We start from the raw sequence: 15,273 nt of genomic DNA on the forward strand, positions 1-15,273 counted from the left end.
CGCTCAGTCCGGCCTGCACGTCTGGTTCGGCAGCTCCCAGACGTGCAGGCGGTCGCGGCCCGGAGAGACCGTGTACCACCGGCCGGGACCGGCCGGGCGGGCTGTCCCCGAGACCGGAAACGGGTAGCCGATCGGGCCGTCCACGGCGCCGGTCCGCAGGTCGGCCAGCCAGTGCCGTTCCTCGTCGGTGCCGACCACCGCGGCGTCGTCCCAGGCGAAGGCGCCCTGGAAGTCCCAGCGGACGTCCTCGCCGGCGTCGATGCGCAGCGTCACAGCGCCGTCGGTCATCCGGTGCAGCGACAGCGACGTCATGCTCAGGTCGGTGGTGAGGAAGTGGTTGCCGGCCGGGTTGACGCCGAGCAGGATCTCCTCGGGGAACCGCTGGACGGTCAGGGCGGCGCCGTCCCAGTGGCCCCACAACACCGGCGAACGGTCCTCGCCTTCGGCGATGGACAGGCCCATGTACGCCGGATCCGGGTGCGGGACGTGATCGGATCCGGAGGCGACCGAATCGGTCGAGGCGCGGGCCAGCACGGTGCCGTCGGCGGCGTCCAGGACCAGCCATTCCTCCATGTCCTCGTAGTCGAAGGTGCGCACGTGCGCCCAGAGCAGCCTGCCGTCGGCGGAGAACGCCGCCGACCCGCTGCTCAGAACGGCGTGGTCGGGGTCGTCGGCGTACTCGGTGTACGACGTGTGCGCGGCCTCACACTCGGTGTCGGTCCAGCAGCCGTGCCGGTGCTCCCAGCGGACGGCGCCGAACCGGTCGACCGCGTGCAGGGCGTGCGTGCCGGCGAAGACGACCAGGTCGGCGGTCGGCGAGACGGCCACCGTGCCGAACCGGCGGGGCCACGGCGCGGGGAAACGCCGGTCGCCGACGGTCACCTCGGTGTCGCCGTGCTGCACCGGCAGGGTGTGCGGCAGGGCCGGGTCGCCCAGCGGGGTGGGCACGGTACGGATCAGACGAGCGGCAGGCACGCGGTGACGATAGCCGGGCCGCGATGGGTATAGGAGGGGGGTCATGCGGGGATCGCGGCCCTGAACGAGAATGGGTCTGCACGAACGCATACCGAACTTGAGAGGACTTCTCCTTGAGCGCTGGACTCGCAGCCCTGCTGGACGACGTGGCGGTCCTGGCGCGTGCGGCAGCCGCGTCGATCGACGATGTCGGGGCGGCAGCCGCCAAGGCCGGGGCCAAGGCGGCCGGCGTGGTCATCGACGACACGGCCGTCACCCCGCAATATGTGCACGGATTGGCCGCCGAGCGGGAGATCCCGATCGTCAAACGGATCGCGTGGGGCTCGCTGCGGAACAAGTTCCTGATCATTCTGCCGGTGATCCTGCTGCTCAGCCAGTTCCTGCCGGGGCTGCTGACGCCGCTGCTGATGATCGGTGGGGCGTACCTCTGCTATGAGGGCGCCGAGAAGATCTGGGAACGCATCGCCCACCACGACACGCACGCCGACACCGAGGAACGCAAGGACGAGAAGGTTCTGGTCGCCGGGGCGATCCGGACCGACCTGATCCTGTCCGCCGAGATCATGGTGATCTCGCTGAACGAGGTGGCCAGCGAGACCTTCGTGAAGCGCCTGGTCATCCTGTCCGTGGTGGCGGTGCTGATGACCGCGCTGGTGTACGGGGTCGTCGCCCTGATCGTGAAGATGGACGACGCCGGTCTGAAGCTGTCGCAGCGCGACAGCAAGGGGGCCGCCGCGTTCGGCCGTGGCCTGGTCAAGGCGATGCCGAAGGTGCTGACCGGGCTGAGCGTGATCGGCACCGCCGCGATGCTCTGGGTCGGTGGCCACATCCTGCTGGTCGGCACCCGCGATCTGGGCTTCCACCCGGTGTACGACTTCGTGCACCACATGGAGAAGGCCGCGCACGACGCCACCGGCGCGCTCGGCGGTGTGGTGGGCTGGCTGACCAACACCCTGGCCAGCGCGATCATCGGCCTGGCCGTCGGCGCGCTGATCGTGCTGTTCATGTCGCTGACCTTCCACCGCAAGAAGGCCCACGGCGACACCGAGCCGGAAACGGCCAAGACCGGGACCACGACCGCTTCCGGTACGGAGGAGCGCGCACCGGTCGTCGTGACCGAACCGGAGTCCGCGGCCACGCCGGAGCCCGTCGCCCCGAAGACCGACCCAGGCCCCACCCCGCCGAAGCCCTGACCCCTGCACCGACGGCCCGGCCGGCACCGCGTTCACGGTGCCGGCCGGGCCGTTCGCTTTTCGCGGGCGCCGTTCAGATGGTGTGGATCGTGACGTCGTGTGCGCCGTATGCCTCGGGCACCCTGGTCGTGATGACCGCGTTCATCTCCTTGGCCTCGTGGAGCACCTGGGCTGCCATGAGCGGTCCGATGAGTGCAACGGGTGATGTCATGCGTCAGGACCAGGGAATCGACTGCCATAGCGAGGGCTGGTGGGTCAGCTGGATCAGCCGCCGCTCCAGCTGGCGGAACTCCGGGCCGCGGGCGGAGGCGCCCCACAGCGGGGCGCTGCTGACGCCGTCGGCGGCCGCGGTCACCAGGGTCATCACGTCCCGGGGCAGGCCGTCGGCGTACAGCTCGGTGTTGAGTCTGTCGGTGTCCTCGGCGACCAGGTCGGCGACCGCGGGGATCGTGGTGAGCAGGCCGATCAGGCCGATCGCCTTGCGGGCGGCGATCTCGTCCTCGGGCGGGGCGAGCAGCGCCCGGATGTAGGCGCGGGTCAGCCGCCCGGGCGCTGTGTCGGCCGGGTCGAGGCGGCTGTCGATGTCGGCGCGGAACGCTTCCAGGAGGCTGCGGACCAGCTCCAGGATCAGTTCGTCCTTGCTGGCGAAGTGGTACAGCAGCCCGCCCTTGGACACCCCGGCGTGCCGGGCGATGTCGTCCAGGGAGGCGTTGACACCGCGGCTGCGGATGACGTCGCCGGCCGCGTCGAGGAGCGCCCGCCGGGTGTCCGCGGGTGTCCGCCCGGCCGTGCGTCCCATGCGCGCTGTTCCTCCCGATCACCGGGTGTGTGCCGTTGCGGGACCTCTCGCGGCCCCGAACCGCACACACTGGTCCGGACACATCTTTTCGTACGCCGGGAACGCACCCGTTCCCAGGGTTCGCGGCAGCGTTCTAGAGTGCGCGCATGACTGATTCTCGCCGGTGGTCTGCCCTGGTGGCCGCGGTCGTTCTCGCGGTGACCGGCTGCGCCCGGGTGGACGCCGCACCCGGACCGGCGCCGGCCGCGCCGAGCGCCTCGCCGGCCGCCGACATGGCGCGGCTGATCGTGCGCGACGGTGACCTGGTGGAGGCGAGCGGCACGGTGCTGGCCGCGCCGGGCGGGCCGGTGCGGTTCTGTGCCCCGGCGCCGACGACGGCGATCGGCGGCGGCCCGCCGGTGCCGGACTGCTCGGTCGGGGTGCCGGTGCTCGGGGTGGACCTGAACCGGCTGGCCGAGGCCGGGCGGTACGAGAAGACCCGATTCGGGCGGGCCCGGCTGCGCGGCGAGTGGCGCTCGGGCACGTTGCGGGTCACCGAGCAGGGGCCGCCGGTCGCCGCCACCCTGGAGCCGGCGGAGCCGACCCCGTGCCGGCCGCCGGACGGTGGCTGGCAGCGGGGGCCACTGGGCGACACCAACAGGGTCTTCGAGTACGTCGAGAGTCGGCATCCCGACCGGTTCCGGCGGCCGTGGGTGACCTATCCGCGCGGCGCTACCCGCGACGAGACGCCGATGGCCGGCGCCACCGAGGTGCTGGTGATCGAGGTGGTCCGCGGCGACGTCGACGGGGCCCGCCGCGATCTGGCCGCGCTGTACGCGGGGAATCTGTGCGTGGTCGGCCGGGCCGGCGCCAAGAGCCTCGCCGACCAGAGAGGCCTCCACGAGGCGGTGCAGCCGGAACTGACCGCGATCATGGAGGACGCCGCGAACGGGGTCTACGCCAGCGGCTCCGAGGACACCGTCAGCGTGGAGATGCTGATGCTGACCCCGGCGCTGCACGGCAGACTGACCGCGATCAGCGCCGACGGGATCACCGCGGTGCCGTGGCTGCGGCCGCTCTGATCAGCGGTTCGGGATCAGCCGCCAGGCGACCAGCGCGGCCACGGCGGTGAACCCGGCCGCCACCAGGGAGGTGGTCTGCATGGCGGCGACGAACGCGTCCTTGGCGGCCGCCGCCGGGGACGCTTCGAGGACCTGCAACGCCGAGCCGAGCGAGTCGGTGGCCGCGGCGCGCACGCCGTCGGGCAGGCCGGGCGGCAGGGTCAGGCCGTCGCGGTAGAGGGCGGTCAGCAGCGAGCCGAGCACCGCGATGCCGAGGACCACGCCGAGTTCGTTGGCGGTCTCGGTGACGGCCGAGACCGAACCGGCCTTGTGCGGCGGGGCGGCGGAGATGACGGCGTCCCCGGCGAGTGTCATGGCCAGGCCCACTCCGAGGCCGACGGGGATCAGGCAGAGCGCGATTCCGGCGTACGACGACAGGTCTGCCGCCGGGGCCACCAGAGCCAGGCCCGCGGCCGCCACCGCGAGGGAGACGGCGATCGCGCGGCCCCGGCCCAGCCGGATCGCCCGCCCGACCAGGACGACCACGACGATCGAGGCGAGGGTGGCGGGCAGTTCGGCCAGGCCGGCTTGCAGCGGGGTGAAGCCGCGGGCGAACTGCAGGTACTGGGAGAAGAAGAACAGCAGGCCGACCAGCGCGAAGATGGAGATCAGGTTGGCCAGGACGGCGCCGGAGAAGGCGGGGTTGCGGAACAGGTCGACGTCGAGCATCGGAGTGTCCAGGCGGCGCTGGCGGCGCACGAACAGGATCCCCGCGATGATGCCGACGGCGAGCATCGGGCTGAGACGCCCCGAGGCCAGGTGGGTGATCGCGTAGACGATCGGGGCGATGGTGAGCAGCGACAACACCGCCGACGCGACGTCGAAACGGCCCGGGCTGGGGTCGCGGGACTCGGGCAGCAGCAGCATCCCGGAGATCACCACGGCGACCATCACCGGCACGTTGATCAGGAAGACCGAACCCCACCAGAAGTGCTCGAGCAGGAAGCCGCCGATCATCGGGCCGGCCGCGGAGCCGGCGCCGAACGCGGCCGACCAGACGGCGATGGCGCGGGTGCGTTCGGCGTCGTCGGTGAAGATGTTGCGGATCAGCGACAGGGTGGACGGCAGCAGGGTGGCGCCGGCGACGCCGAGCAGCAGGCGGGCGGCGATCAGCTGCTCGGCGCTGGTGGCGAACGCGGCGAGCAGCGAGATCAGGCCGAACGCGATCGATCCGGTGAGCAGGATCCGGCGGCGGCCGAACCGGTCGGCGAGGTTGCCCATCAGTGGCAGCAGGCCGGCCAGCGCCAGGGAGTAGACGTCGCCGATCCAGAGGATCTGCTCGGCGGTGGGGCGCAGGCTCGCGGTCAGCGACGGCACCGCCAGGGCGAGCACGGTGCCGTCGATCGACAGCAGCAGGACCGCGGCGGACAGCACGCCGAGAGCGGCCCAGCGCCGGACCGGGGTGGCGGTGATCAGCATGCCTTTACTGTACCGACCAGCCGGTACAGTTCCTAGCTTGATGATCGTCATTACTGTCGGCGGCATGGATTTCGAGCGGACCGCCCGGTCGATCGCCCGTACCGCGCTGGGCCACGACCCCGGCGACCTGACAGCGATCGGAAGCCTCTCCCACCAGGTGTTCGTCGGCGCCGACGTGGTCGTGAAGATCATCGGCGCGGCCGGGCACACCCGCCTGGACCGAGAGATCGCCCTCGCCCCGCACCTGCCCGACGGCCTCACCGCCCCGCTGCTCGACAGCGGCGTGCACCCGGCCGGCGACGTCCGGTACGCGGTCTACACGCGGGCGCCCGGCGTCGCTCCCGGCATGGACCTGCCCGGCATCGACGCGGCCACCGCCTGCCGGCTGGCCGCCCAGGCGGTCCGGCGGCTGCAGTCCCTGCACGGCTGGACACCCGCCGACCCGGCCGCGCAGGTCCTGCGGGAACCCCTCGACCACGGCGGATTCGCCGGTCGGGCCGCCCTGGCCGCCGAGATCGACGCCATCGCCGCCGCCCTGCCCGCGCCGGTCGCCGACGGGTTACGGGCGATCGCGGAGACCGCGCCGCCGCAGGTCACCACCACGGTGCCGGTGCACGCCGACTGCCATTGGGACAACTGGCTGGCCGCCGACGGCACGGTCACCGCCCTGCTGGACTTCGAATGGGCTCGTTTCGGCGACCCGCTCGACGACTGGTTCTTCCTGATCTCCGGCAGCGGGCCGCACCGGGCCGCCGTCCTGGACGTGGTCGCGGCCGAGACCGGCATCGCCGCCGACGTGCTGCGCGCCGAATGCGAGGCCCGGCACGTCGCCCACCTGGCCGCCGACATCCGGCTCGCCCTCGCCGACCCGCCCGGCCACCGGGCCCTGCTCACCGAACGCCTGACCAACCTGACCGACCTCCTCGACGACCCGTGGTGACCGCCGGCCGGACCGAGGCGGCCCGCGGGCGCCCGACCTCGTTCGCCGGGCCATCCTCCGGGTTCTTCGGTGCGGTGGGGCGGGTGGTCACGGAACGCGTCGACCAGCGTTGCGCGGGGACGCGGCACCTTCGCCGTCGGCCGGAAACAGGGAGACCACTCCATCAGCGCGGGGAAGTGCACCGGCCGCCGGATCGAGTGAGGGCGCCGGTTCCGGGCTGCGCTGCGCGCGGGGCAGGCGAAGTACGAAACGGCTGCCGTGCGGAACGACGTCCTCGTACCAGACCTGGCCCTGGTTCGCCTCGGCGAGCAGTCTGGCCAGGTACAGCCCGAAACCGGCCCCGGTTCTCGCCGGGCCGGACTGCTCGGCCTGAGTGAAGCGGTCGAACAAGTGTTCGACGAAGTCCGGCGGAACCCCGTTGCCCTCGTCGATGACGGCGAAAAGGACTTCGTCACCCGTGCCGTCGAGAGCCACCGACACGTGGATGTCGCCGGGACTGTACTTGACCGCGTTCGTGACGAAGTTGGTCAGCACCTCATGGGTGTGCACCGGGTCCGCCCACACCGCCGTGCCGGGCGGGGCGTCGCTGACGCTGACCCGTACGCGGGCCTGCTTGGTCAGGTTTTCGGTGACCCGGGTCAGGGCCTGCTCGACCGGCAGAACCACCGGCCGGGTATGGATCTGGCCCGGCTCGGCATGACAGAGCACAAGCAGGTGCGAGGCCATGTCGAGTAGCTGGTGGACCCGGTTGCCGAGCGTCTGGACGGCGGCGCGGCGTTCGTCGTCGGTGGTGGCGGTCCACTCGTGGGTCAACTCCTCCGAGCAGGCCGAGATCACCGACAGGGGCTGGTTGATCTCGTGGGTGATAGTGGCGATGATGTCGCTCTTCCAGGTCCCCGCGGCCTCCAGTTCCCGGTTCGCGGCGGCCAGATGCTCGGCCCTGCGGCTCAGTTCCCGGTGCGCCCGGTCGAGATCCTGGTGGGCTGCCGAAAGCCGGCGGTAGAGACTCGCGGTCTCGGCCAGCAGCGCCACCAGCACCACCCCGGAGGACACCAGCAGGGTGACCCGTGCCACGTAATATGCCAGCGTGAACCGGTGCGGAGCGGCCATGAACAGCGTTGCGGTGGCCAGGGACGCGCTGATCGCGACCACCACCCACTGTTCCACCGGGGGCCGGTGACGCAGATTCTTGATCACTACCAGCAGGCTGACGGCGGTCACCAGCAGAACCGCACCTACCACCCAGCGGCTGGCCGCTGTCGGCGTACCGTCCCGGTAGATCGCGGGCAGCCGGTCCCCGGCACCGACAACGGCACCTGTCACCGCGGTCACCAGCATGGCCGCGCCCGCCACCGCGACCACGACCGCCGTCCGCCGCCGGGCTCGGGCCAGCGCGCTCAGCCGGGCCGGTAACGCCGCGAAAACGTACTGTTGCACCGCCACCAGCGCGGGAAACCCGCACAACAGGGCAAAGAACAGCCACGGCCCTCTGACCTCGGACCAGATGGAGTCGCCACCCTGGTGCTGAATCCGGGTGAAACTCACGGCGTACGGCAGCATCATCAGGGTGGAGTACAGGTAGGCCGACGCGAGACCCAGTGTCGCCGGCCGGCCACCGGCCAGGAACTGCTGCACCAGCAGGTACGCGGTCAGCAGATCCGCTGACGCCATGAGGACGAAGAAGGCGAATATCAGGTTCGGGTGAACGGCCAGGCGAAGGTCGGCGATCGGCACGACGGCCACGGTCACGGTGATCACCGCTATCGCGTACACCCACAAACCCCGGCGTACCGGGGCCTGCTCCGGCCGTCCCGCCACACTCTCCGCGCTCATGTCATCGCCTCCAACGACCACGGATTCCCCGTTGACGCTACCTGGGTCAGTCGCCGGGCCTGCCGGAATCCGAGACGGTCGACCGACTCGCGTAGGCCGGGCTGCTGTCGGTGTGTCCTTGACGCTCCGGGCCAGGCGTCCGGGTGCCGCCTGGGCTCAGGCGGGGTGCGAGGGGCGTACCGGGGAGAGGGTGTGGTTGGTGCGGGCCGCGCCCGGGCCTGGCACCTGGCCGAATCCGGGCAGGACGCGCTGGGTGACGGCGCGGGTGGTGGCGAGTTGCAGGGCGGCGCGACGGCGGCGTTCGGCGAGCACGGCGACGAGGAACAGCCACGGCGCGGTGCCGGGTGGCGGCGGTGGGGAGACCTTCGCGGCGACCTCGGTGTACAGGCTCTTGCCCAGGACCGTACGGTACGGCTCGGCGAACTGGTGGGAGCGGGCGGCGAACTGGCGGATCGCCTCGGCGAGATCGTCGTCGACGGCGGACAGGTCGGCGGTGGACGCCCACAGCGCCAGGCCGGGTGGCATGCCGGGGACCAGATTCCACGGGACGGGACGGCGTTCGTGGACGACCAGGGTGCCGGCGGCGAGGTCGCCGAGGCGGCGGCCGCGGCGGGAGGCGAGCATGGTGGTGAGGCTGCCGGCCCAGGTCACGAACGGCATGAGCAGGCCGGGCCATTCGACGGCGAGGCCGATCAGGGCACGGGTGAAGGCGTGCCGGGCGCGGATCGGGCCGCCGTCCTCGCGGATCACGCGCAGGCCCATCACCGCCTTGCCGGGGCTGCGGCCGTTGCTGGTGGTCTCCACGACGGTGGGGTAACCGACGGCGACGAGCGCGATGACGATCAGCCAGACGGTGTCGGGGAGCAGGTACTCGTCGTACGGCTCGGGCAGGAACTCCGTCAGGATCAGGTAGAACATGAACAGGAAACCGGCGACGATCACCTGGCAGACGATGTCGAACATCAGCGCCAGCGCCCGCGAGCCGAGACGGGCGGGGCGCACATCGATCTCGACGGCTTCGGCGGTGGTGAGCACCCGCACAGTCAACACCACCCGGACGAGGTCGCAGCCCCGCGGGGGGCCACCGGGCAGGGACTAGCATGCGTGCGTGGATCTGGATGCCTATGTTGCTGAGCACGGCGGTGAGTGGCGCCGGCTGGAGGCGCTGATCAGCAAACGTAAGCTGAAACCGGACGAGGCCGACGAGATGGTGCTGCTGTACCAGCGGGCCGCCACCCACCTGTCGATCGTGCGCAGCCGCACCCCGGACGCGGTGGTGCTGGCCGACCTGTCGCGGCTGGTGCTGGCGGGCCGGGCGGCGATCGACCGGGGTGGCCGGATGTCGTGGCGGCCGGTGGGGCGGTTCCTGGCGTTCCGGCTGCCGGCGGCGCTGTACGCGACCCGGGTGTGGTGGCTGACGGTGATGGTGGTGATGGTCGGCGCGGCGTGGGCGCTGATCGCCTACTCGCTGGATCATCCGGATGTGCTGGCCACGTACTACGCGCAGAACATCGACGACGCGCAGCTGATCGACGACTTCGTCAACTATTACAGCGAGTACCGGGCGGGCACGTTCTTCAGCCGGGTGTGGGTGAACAACGCGATGCTGGCCGCGCAGTGCCTGGCGTCCGGAGTGCTGATCGTGCCGGTGTTCTACCTGCTCGGGTCGAACCTGGTGGCGATCGGGATGATGGGCGCGGCGATGTTCGACGCCGGGGCCGGGGACGTCTACCTGACCTACATCGCGCCGCACGGATTCCTGGAGCTCACGGCGATCTTCATCGGTGGCGGGGTGGGGTTGCGGCTGGGCTGGGCGTGGATCGCGCCGGGGCCGGAGCTGACCCGCCGGCAGTCGCTGGTGCGCTGGGCGCGGGAGGGCATGGTGGTCGCGGTCGGGCTGGTGCTGGTGCTGCTGGTGTCCGGGATCCTGGAGGCGTGGGTGACGCCGTCGCCGCTGCCGCCGTTCGTGCGCATCGGTGTCGGCGGTGGCCTGTGGGTGCTGTTCCTGTTCTACGCCCTGGTGTGGGGGCGGGCGGTTCAGAGCCGGCCGGAGGCCTTGAGCAGCAGGTAGACGTCGGCGACCTGCCCGGCGAACGTGTCGGCGTCGGCGTCGACGACCGTCGCGCCGGCGTGCGCCAGGACGTCACGGACCCGGTCGCGTTCGGCGAGGACCCGCTGCGCGGCGGCGGCCCGGTGCACGTCGCCGGCGTCCGGGTTGCCGGGCAGCTGGGCGAGGCGGCTGACCAGCGGGTCACGGACCCCGGCGACGATCACCTTGTGCCGGGCGGTGAGTTTCGGCAGCAGCGGCAGCAGCCCGGCGATCATCGGGGCGGTGTCCAGCGCCGTGAAGATCACCAGGAGGGCGCGTTTGCGGTCGCGGCGCAGCATCTCCTGGCCGAGGACGGTGAAGTCGGTCTCGGCGAGCACCGGTTCCAGGGATGCCATGCCGTCGATCAGCCGGGACAGTTTGGTGCGCTGGCCGCCGCCTTCCACCCGGGTCCGTACCGCCGCGTCCAGGGCCAGCAGGTCGACCCGGTCGTCGGCGCGGGTGGCGAGCACGGCCAGCAGCAGCGCCGCGTCGATCGAGGCGTCCAGGCGCGGCGCGTCACCGATCAGCACCGACGAGGTACGCCCGGTGTCGAGTACGCAGAACACCCGCCGGTCGCGTTCCGGCCGCCAGGTGCGGACCACCACGTCGTTGGCGCGGGCGGTGGCCCGCCAGTCGATCGACCGGACGTCGTCGCCGATCACGTATTCGCGCAGGTTGTCGAACTCGGTGCCGTGCCCGCGGCCGCGGGTGACCACCGACCCGTCGACGACCCGCAGCCGGGCCAGTTTCTCCGGCAGGATCCGCCGGGACGGGAACCGGGGCAGCACCCGCAGGTTCCAGGCCGGGGTGTTCGCGGTGTTCCAGCGTTGCCGCCGCTGCCGGTAGGCCAGCCCGAGCGGCCCCATCGACCGCAGGGTGACCCGCACGGCCGGCCGGTCGCCGTGCCGGGTCGGGGTGAGTTCGGTGGTGACCGGCTGGGGCCGCCCGGCGGGCAGGGTGAGGTGGTGGAACAGCGGCCCGGCGCCGGCCGACGGCACCCAGCTGTCGCGCAGCCGCAGCCGCACGGTCCGGTCGGAGGTGTTCGCCACGGTCAGCCGCACCCGGGCGGTGCCGCCGAGCCACACCGTCCGGTCGCCGTCGCGGTGCAGCCGCAGCCCGGTCAGCGGCCCGGCGAGCGCCGCGTCCAGCAGGGCGAGCAGGACCGCGCAGCCGGTGACGGCGGCGACCACCGGCCACGGGGCGATCGTGACGAACGGCAGGCCGAGCGCAAGCAGCAGCGCGAACCGGGCGGTGACCATCAGCGCGGCGCCGGCACGGCCGCCAGGACGGCGGCGAGCACGCCTTCGACGGTGGCGCCGTCGAGTTCGGCGTCGGCGCGCAGCCGCACCCGGTGCCGCAGGGTCGGCACGGTGTACGCCTTCACGTCGTCGGGCAGCACGTAGTCGCGGCCGTTGAGCCAGGCGTTGGCCTTCGACACCGCCAGCAGCGCGGTCGCGCCACGCGGGGACGCGCCGAGTTCCAGGGCGGGCGCGACCCGGGTGGCCCGGCACAGGTCGACGATGTAGGCGAGCACGCTGTCGGCGACGTCGACGCGCTGGACGGCGTACCGGCCGGCGATCAGGTCGGCGGGCCCGGCGACCGGCTGCACCCCGGCGGCTTTCAGGTCGCGGGGGTCGAAGCCGCGGTGGTGGGCGCGCAGGATGTCGAGTTCCTCCTCGCGCTGCGGCAGCGGCACCGACAGTTTCAGCAGGAACCGGTCGAGCTGGGCTTCCGGCAGCGGGTACGTGCCCTCGTACTCGATCGGGTTCTGGGTGGCGGCGACCAGGAACGGCCGGGGCAGCGGCCGCGGGGTGCCGTCGACGGTGACCTGCCGTTCCTCCATCGCCTCCAGCAGCGCGGCCTGGGTCTTCGGCGGCGTCCGGTTGATCTCGTCGGCGAGCAGCAGGTTGGTGAAGACCGGGCCGGCCCGGAAGTTGAACGCGCCGGTGTGCGCGTCGTAGATCAGCGAGCCGGTGACGTCGCCGGGCATCAGGTCGGGGGTGAACTGGACCCGTTTGGTGTCCAGGTCCAGGGCGGCGGCCAGGGCCCGCACGAGCAGCGTCTTGGCGACGCCGGGGACGCCTTCGAGCAGCACGTGGCCGCCGCACAGCAGCGCGACCAGGACCCCGCCGACGACCCCGTCCTGGCCGACGACGGCTTTGCCGACCTCGGCGCGCAGCCGGCCCAGGGCCTCCCGGGCCTGGTGGGATTCGGTGTTCACGGCTGCTCTCCTTCATGACGGGGTGCGGTGACGTCGTTCACCAGGTTCTGCAGCAGGGTCGCGGCCTCGACCAGGTCGGCGTCGGATTCCGGTGGGTGGCCGTCGAGGATGTCACGCACGTACCGGACCGGCAGGCCGGCCTGGGCGGCGATGTCCTCGACGCTCGCGCCCGGCGGCAGGGCCAGGTGGGTGGTGATCCGTCGGCGGGCGGCGGTGGTCAGGATGGCCAGGGACGCGGCGCGGGCCCGGCCGCGTTCGTAGAGCCGGGCGTGGCCGAGCATGGTCTCGTTGGCCGGCACCCGCGACGGCAGGGGTTCGGCGACCGGGGCGCCGAGCCGGCGGGCGTACGCGGCCGCCAGCGCCAGCATGATCAGCAGCAGGAGCAGCAGGGTCGCCCAGAGCGCCGGCGGGAGGGCGTCGAACAGCGGGTCGTTCTCCTGCTGCCGCTGCTCGGACTGGGGAACGTCGCCGTCGTCGGCGCCGCTGCCGTCACCGCGGCCGGTGCCCTGACCGCCGTCGCCGTCGCCGGAGGTGTAGGTGGGCCGCACGCTGACCGTCGGGTCCGTCCCGCCGATTCCGGTCTTCGCCGGGGTGGGCTGCGGGGTGGGCCGGTCGCGTTCGTGCACGTCCAGCCACACCACCCGGCGGTTCTGGGACAGCAGCCCGACCGCCAGGGCGGCGTTGCCGTGCTCGGCGATCCGGTCGTCGCGGAACGGGTCCGGTGACCCCACCACGGTCAGCCAGTAGTAGCCGTCCACCCGTACGGTGACCAGCGCGCCCTGGTAGCAGACGGTGGCGCCGGGCTGGGTCCGGTATTCGGTGAGCCGGACCGCGGCGGGGCCGGCGGCGCGGGCGATCGGGTCGGCGCAGTCCGGGTCGGCGACGCGGGTGGTCCAGTGGCTGCCGGTGGCCTGCACCGGCCAGTTGCTGCGCCGCAGGGTGCCGGCCGACGGGTTGACCGCGACGACGCGGCTGCCGTTGGGCAGCCGGCCGATGCGGGCCAGGTCGGCCAGGTCGGGGGTGGTGACGAACAGGGTGGCCGGGCTGCCGCGCCGCATGGTGGCGACCGCCTCGGCGGTGGTCTCGGCCCGGTGCACGGTGATGCCGTCGGCCTGGAGCCGGGCGGCGAGGGTGAAGCCGGTGATCTCCTGTCGCTGCCGTGGGGTCAGGAACTGCGGGTCGTCGGTGTCCGGGGTCTCGATCGCGTGCACGATCAGGGTGCCGGTCACGACGGTGGCCAGCACGGCGAACGGGATGGCGGCCTTCAGCCAGCGTTTCATCGGCGTTCTCCGGATCTGAGGGCCTCGCGGACCTCGGCGGTGAGGTGGCGCATCCGCTCGTCGTCGGACGCGCCGGCGCGCTGGCGGCCGTACCAGACGCGGGAGAACAGGCCGGTGGCGCCGGTCAGGGCGGTTTCGACGGCGGGCCGGCCGGCGGCGGCCTCGGCGGTGATCTCGGCGGCGGTGGTGCCGGGTTCGGGGGTCACGACGCCTGCGTGGGTCAGGTCGGTGACGGTGTCGCGCAGCCGCTGCCGGATCGCCTCGTCGTAGCGGCCTTCGGCGGCCAGCCGGTCGGCGAGGTCGGTCGGCGCCGCGGCCGGGACCGGTTTCCTGCCCCGCTTGGCCTTCTCCGGCGGCTTCTCCGTTCTGCCGTGTCTGGCTTTCCTGGTTCGTTTCTTGAGGCGGGGCAGCCGGAAGCGGAAGCGGAAGCGGGGCAGCCGCCGCGGGATCCACGCCGGGTACCAGTACCAGGCGGCCGCCCACAGTGCGGTCCCGCCGACCAGGATCAGCAGCAGCAGGCGCAGCGACAGCAGCCCGATCAGGAGACCGACGAACTCCTCGTAGGCTCTCACCGGGTCACCACCAGCGCGGCGGCGGCGTCGGCGCCGCGGCTGCGGGCCCGGTTGACCGCGATGTCCAGGCCCTCGGTGCGGATCCGGATCTCCAGCAGCAGCACCGCCGCCAGGCAGGCCAGCGCCGCGTAGGCGACCCCGTTGGCCAGCGTCCACGCCACCGGCACCGCCCAGGGCAGCCAGCCCGAGCCGGAGAACGGGGTCAGCCACTCGGCGATCACGATCCAGCCGCTGCCCAGTGCCAGCCGCACCACCAGCCAGGTCAGGTAGCCCAGGATCTGCACGCCGATGCCGCGCATGCCGCCGCGGGTGGAACGGCCCATCGCCCGGCCGATCGCGGTGAACGGGTTGCGCACCCGGTCGATGGTGAGGGTGGCGGTGACCAGCCCGGTCAGGCCGTAGATCAGCGGCCACAGCACGAACCCGGCCAGCGCCGCCGTCCCGCACAGCACCGCGACCAGCACCGCCAGCGGCAGGACCGCCAGCGGGCGGCTGCGCCGCCACAGGGTGCGGCCGGCCGGGTCGTGGCCGAGCAGGGCCGGGCCGGCGGCGGCGCCCGCGTAGCCGGCCAGGACCGCGATGATGAACGCCTCGGTGGCGAACCCGGTGGCGAGCACCGGCCACCAGCCGGGGGCGGTCAGGTCCGGCGGCAGATAGTAGTAGGGCGGGCGCATCCCGGCGGCGTCGCGCAGCACCGCCAGGACGGCCTGCTCGGCGGCGGCGAACGCCAGCGACACCCCGAGCAGCGGCGCGGCGCGGTGGCGCAGCAGGGCCACCGCCGCGTCCAGGGTCTCGCCCGCGGTCATCGCGCGCAACGGAACGATGCCCGCCTCCCTGAACGCCTGCATGGCG

The 15,273-nt window shown here is 72.7% G+C and carries 14 protein-coding genes; 4 read left to right on the top strand and 10 right to left on the bottom strand.

Annotated features, from left to right (window positions below):
- Positions 1 to 3 precede the first annotated feature (3 nt).
- A complete protein-coding gene (locus Aut01nite_RS33705) occupies positions 4 to 975 on the bottom strand; it encodes a hypothetical protein (RefSeq protein WP_043531587.1) in 972 nt (323 codons plus the stop codon).
- A 113-nt stretch (positions 976 to 1,088) separates the two neighbouring features.
- On the opposite strand from Aut01nite_RS33705, the gene Aut01nite_RS33710 reads away from it, so the two are divergent.
- Entirely contained in the window at positions 1,089 to 2,168 is a 1,080-nt protein-coding gene (locus Aut01nite_RS33710; protein WP_052164429.1) for a DUF808 domain-containing protein, read from the top strand.
- A 214-nt stretch (positions 2,169 to 2,382) separates the two neighbouring features.
- Here the strand turns inward: Aut01nite_RS33710 and Aut01nite_RS33715 are convergent, their stop codons facing one another.
- Entirely contained in the window at positions 2,383 to 2,967 is a 585-nt protein-coding gene (locus tag Aut01nite_RS33715; protein WP_043531589.1) for a TetR/AcrR family transcriptional regulator, read from the bottom strand.
- A 146-nt stretch (positions 2,968 to 3,113) separates the two neighbouring features.
- On the opposite strand from Aut01nite_RS33715, the gene Aut01nite_RS33720 reads away from it, so the two are divergent.
- A complete protein-coding gene (locus Aut01nite_RS33720; RefSeq protein WP_043531591.1) occupies positions 3,114 to 4,028 on the top strand; it encodes a hypothetical protein in 915 nt (304 codons plus the stop codon).
- On the opposite strand, the gene Aut01nite_RS33725 is transcribed toward Aut01nite_RS33720, so the two are convergent.
- Positions 4,029 to 5,486, bottom strand: a complete 1,458-nt coding sequence (locus Aut01nite_RS33725) for an MFS transporter (protein WP_043531593.1) — start codon at positions 5,484 to 5,486, stop codon at positions 4,029 to 4,031. It abuts the gene before it with no gap.
- 40 nt (positions 5,487 to 5,526) lie between these two features.
- Here Aut01nite_RS33725 and Aut01nite_RS33730 point away from each other — a divergent pair, with 40 nt between their 5' ends.
- A complete protein-coding gene (locus Aut01nite_RS33730) occupies positions 5,527 to 6,426 on the top strand; it encodes a phosphotransferase family protein (protein WP_236643109.1) in 900 nt (299 codons plus the stop codon).
- Positions 6,427 to 6,513: 87 nt separating this feature from the next.
- Here the strand turns inward: Aut01nite_RS33730 and Aut01nite_RS33735 are convergent, their stop codons facing one another.
- Positions 6,514 to 8,259 carry a sensor histidine kinase gene (locus tag Aut01nite_RS33735; RefSeq protein ID WP_083999876.1) on the bottom strand — a complete coding sequence of 582 codons (1,746 nt, stop codon included), beginning with the start codon at positions 8,257 to 8,259 and terminating at the stop codon, positions 6,514 to 6,516.
- 156 nt (positions 8,260 to 8,415) lie between these two features.
- A complete protein-coding gene (locus tag Aut01nite_RS33740; protein ID WP_043531787.1) occupies positions 8,416 to 9,309 on the bottom strand; it encodes an RDD family protein in 894 nt (297 codons plus the stop codon).
- Between the two features lie 58 nt (positions 9,310 to 9,367).
- On the opposite strand from Aut01nite_RS33740, the gene Aut01nite_RS33745 reads away from it, so the two are divergent.
- The gene (locus Aut01nite_RS33745; RefSeq protein WP_043531598.1) at positions 9,368 to 10,330 is read left to right on the top strand and encodes a stage II sporulation protein M; all 963 of its coding nucleotides are present in this window, start codon (positions 9,368 to 9,370) and stop codon (positions 10,328 to 10,330) included.
- On the opposite strand, the gene Aut01nite_RS33750 is transcribed toward Aut01nite_RS33745, so the two are convergent.
- The 5 genes from Aut01nite_RS33750 to Aut01nite_RS33770 are packed head-to-tail and all read right to left on the bottom strand — an operon-like array spanning position 10,297 to position 15,269.
- Positions 10,297 to 11,607 (bottom strand): DUF58 domain-containing protein, encoded by a 1,311-nt coding sequence (locus Aut01nite_RS33750; RefSeq protein WP_043531600.1) that lies wholly within the window; start codon positions 11,605 to 11,607, stop codon positions 10,297 to 10,299. The two genes, Aut01nite_RS33745 and Aut01nite_RS33750, sit on opposite strands and share 34 nt — an antisense overlap.
- Entirely contained in the window at positions 11,607 to 12,569 is a 963-nt protein-coding gene (locus Aut01nite_RS33755) for an AAA family ATPase (RefSeq protein WP_043531602.1), read from the bottom strand. Before Aut01nite_RS33755 ends, Aut01nite_RS33750 begins: the two co-directional genes overlap by 1 nt.
- On the bottom strand, positions 12,566 to 13,849 hold the full coding sequence (locus Aut01nite_RS33760) for a DUF4350 domain-containing protein (protein WP_052164432.1): 1,284 nt from the start codon (positions 13,847 to 13,849) through the stop codon (positions 12,566 to 12,568). Before Aut01nite_RS33760 ends, Aut01nite_RS33755 begins: the two co-directional genes overlap by 4 nt.
- Positions 13,846 to 14,421, bottom strand: coding sequence for a DUF4129 domain-containing protein (locus Aut01nite_RS33765; protein WP_043531604.1), 576 nt, complete (start codon positions 14,419 to 14,421; stop codon positions 13,846 to 13,848). Before Aut01nite_RS33765 ends, Aut01nite_RS33760 begins: the two co-directional genes overlap by 4 nt.
- Positions 14,418 to 15,269: a hypothetical protein gene (locus Aut01nite_RS33770; RefSeq protein ID WP_052164433.1), complete on the bottom strand. Its 852-nt coding sequence runs from the start codon at positions 15,267 to 15,269 to the stop codon at positions 14,418 to 14,420. Before Aut01nite_RS33770 ends, Aut01nite_RS33765 begins: the two co-directional genes overlap by 4 nt.
- Between the last annotated feature and the right edge of the window lie 4 nt (positions 15,270 to 15,273).

Source organism: Actinoplanes utahensis (assembly GCF_016862455.1).
GTDB classification, from domain to species: domain Bacteria; phylum Actinomycetota; class Actinomycetes; order Mycobacteriales; family Micromonosporaceae; genus Actinoplanes; species Actinoplanes utahensis.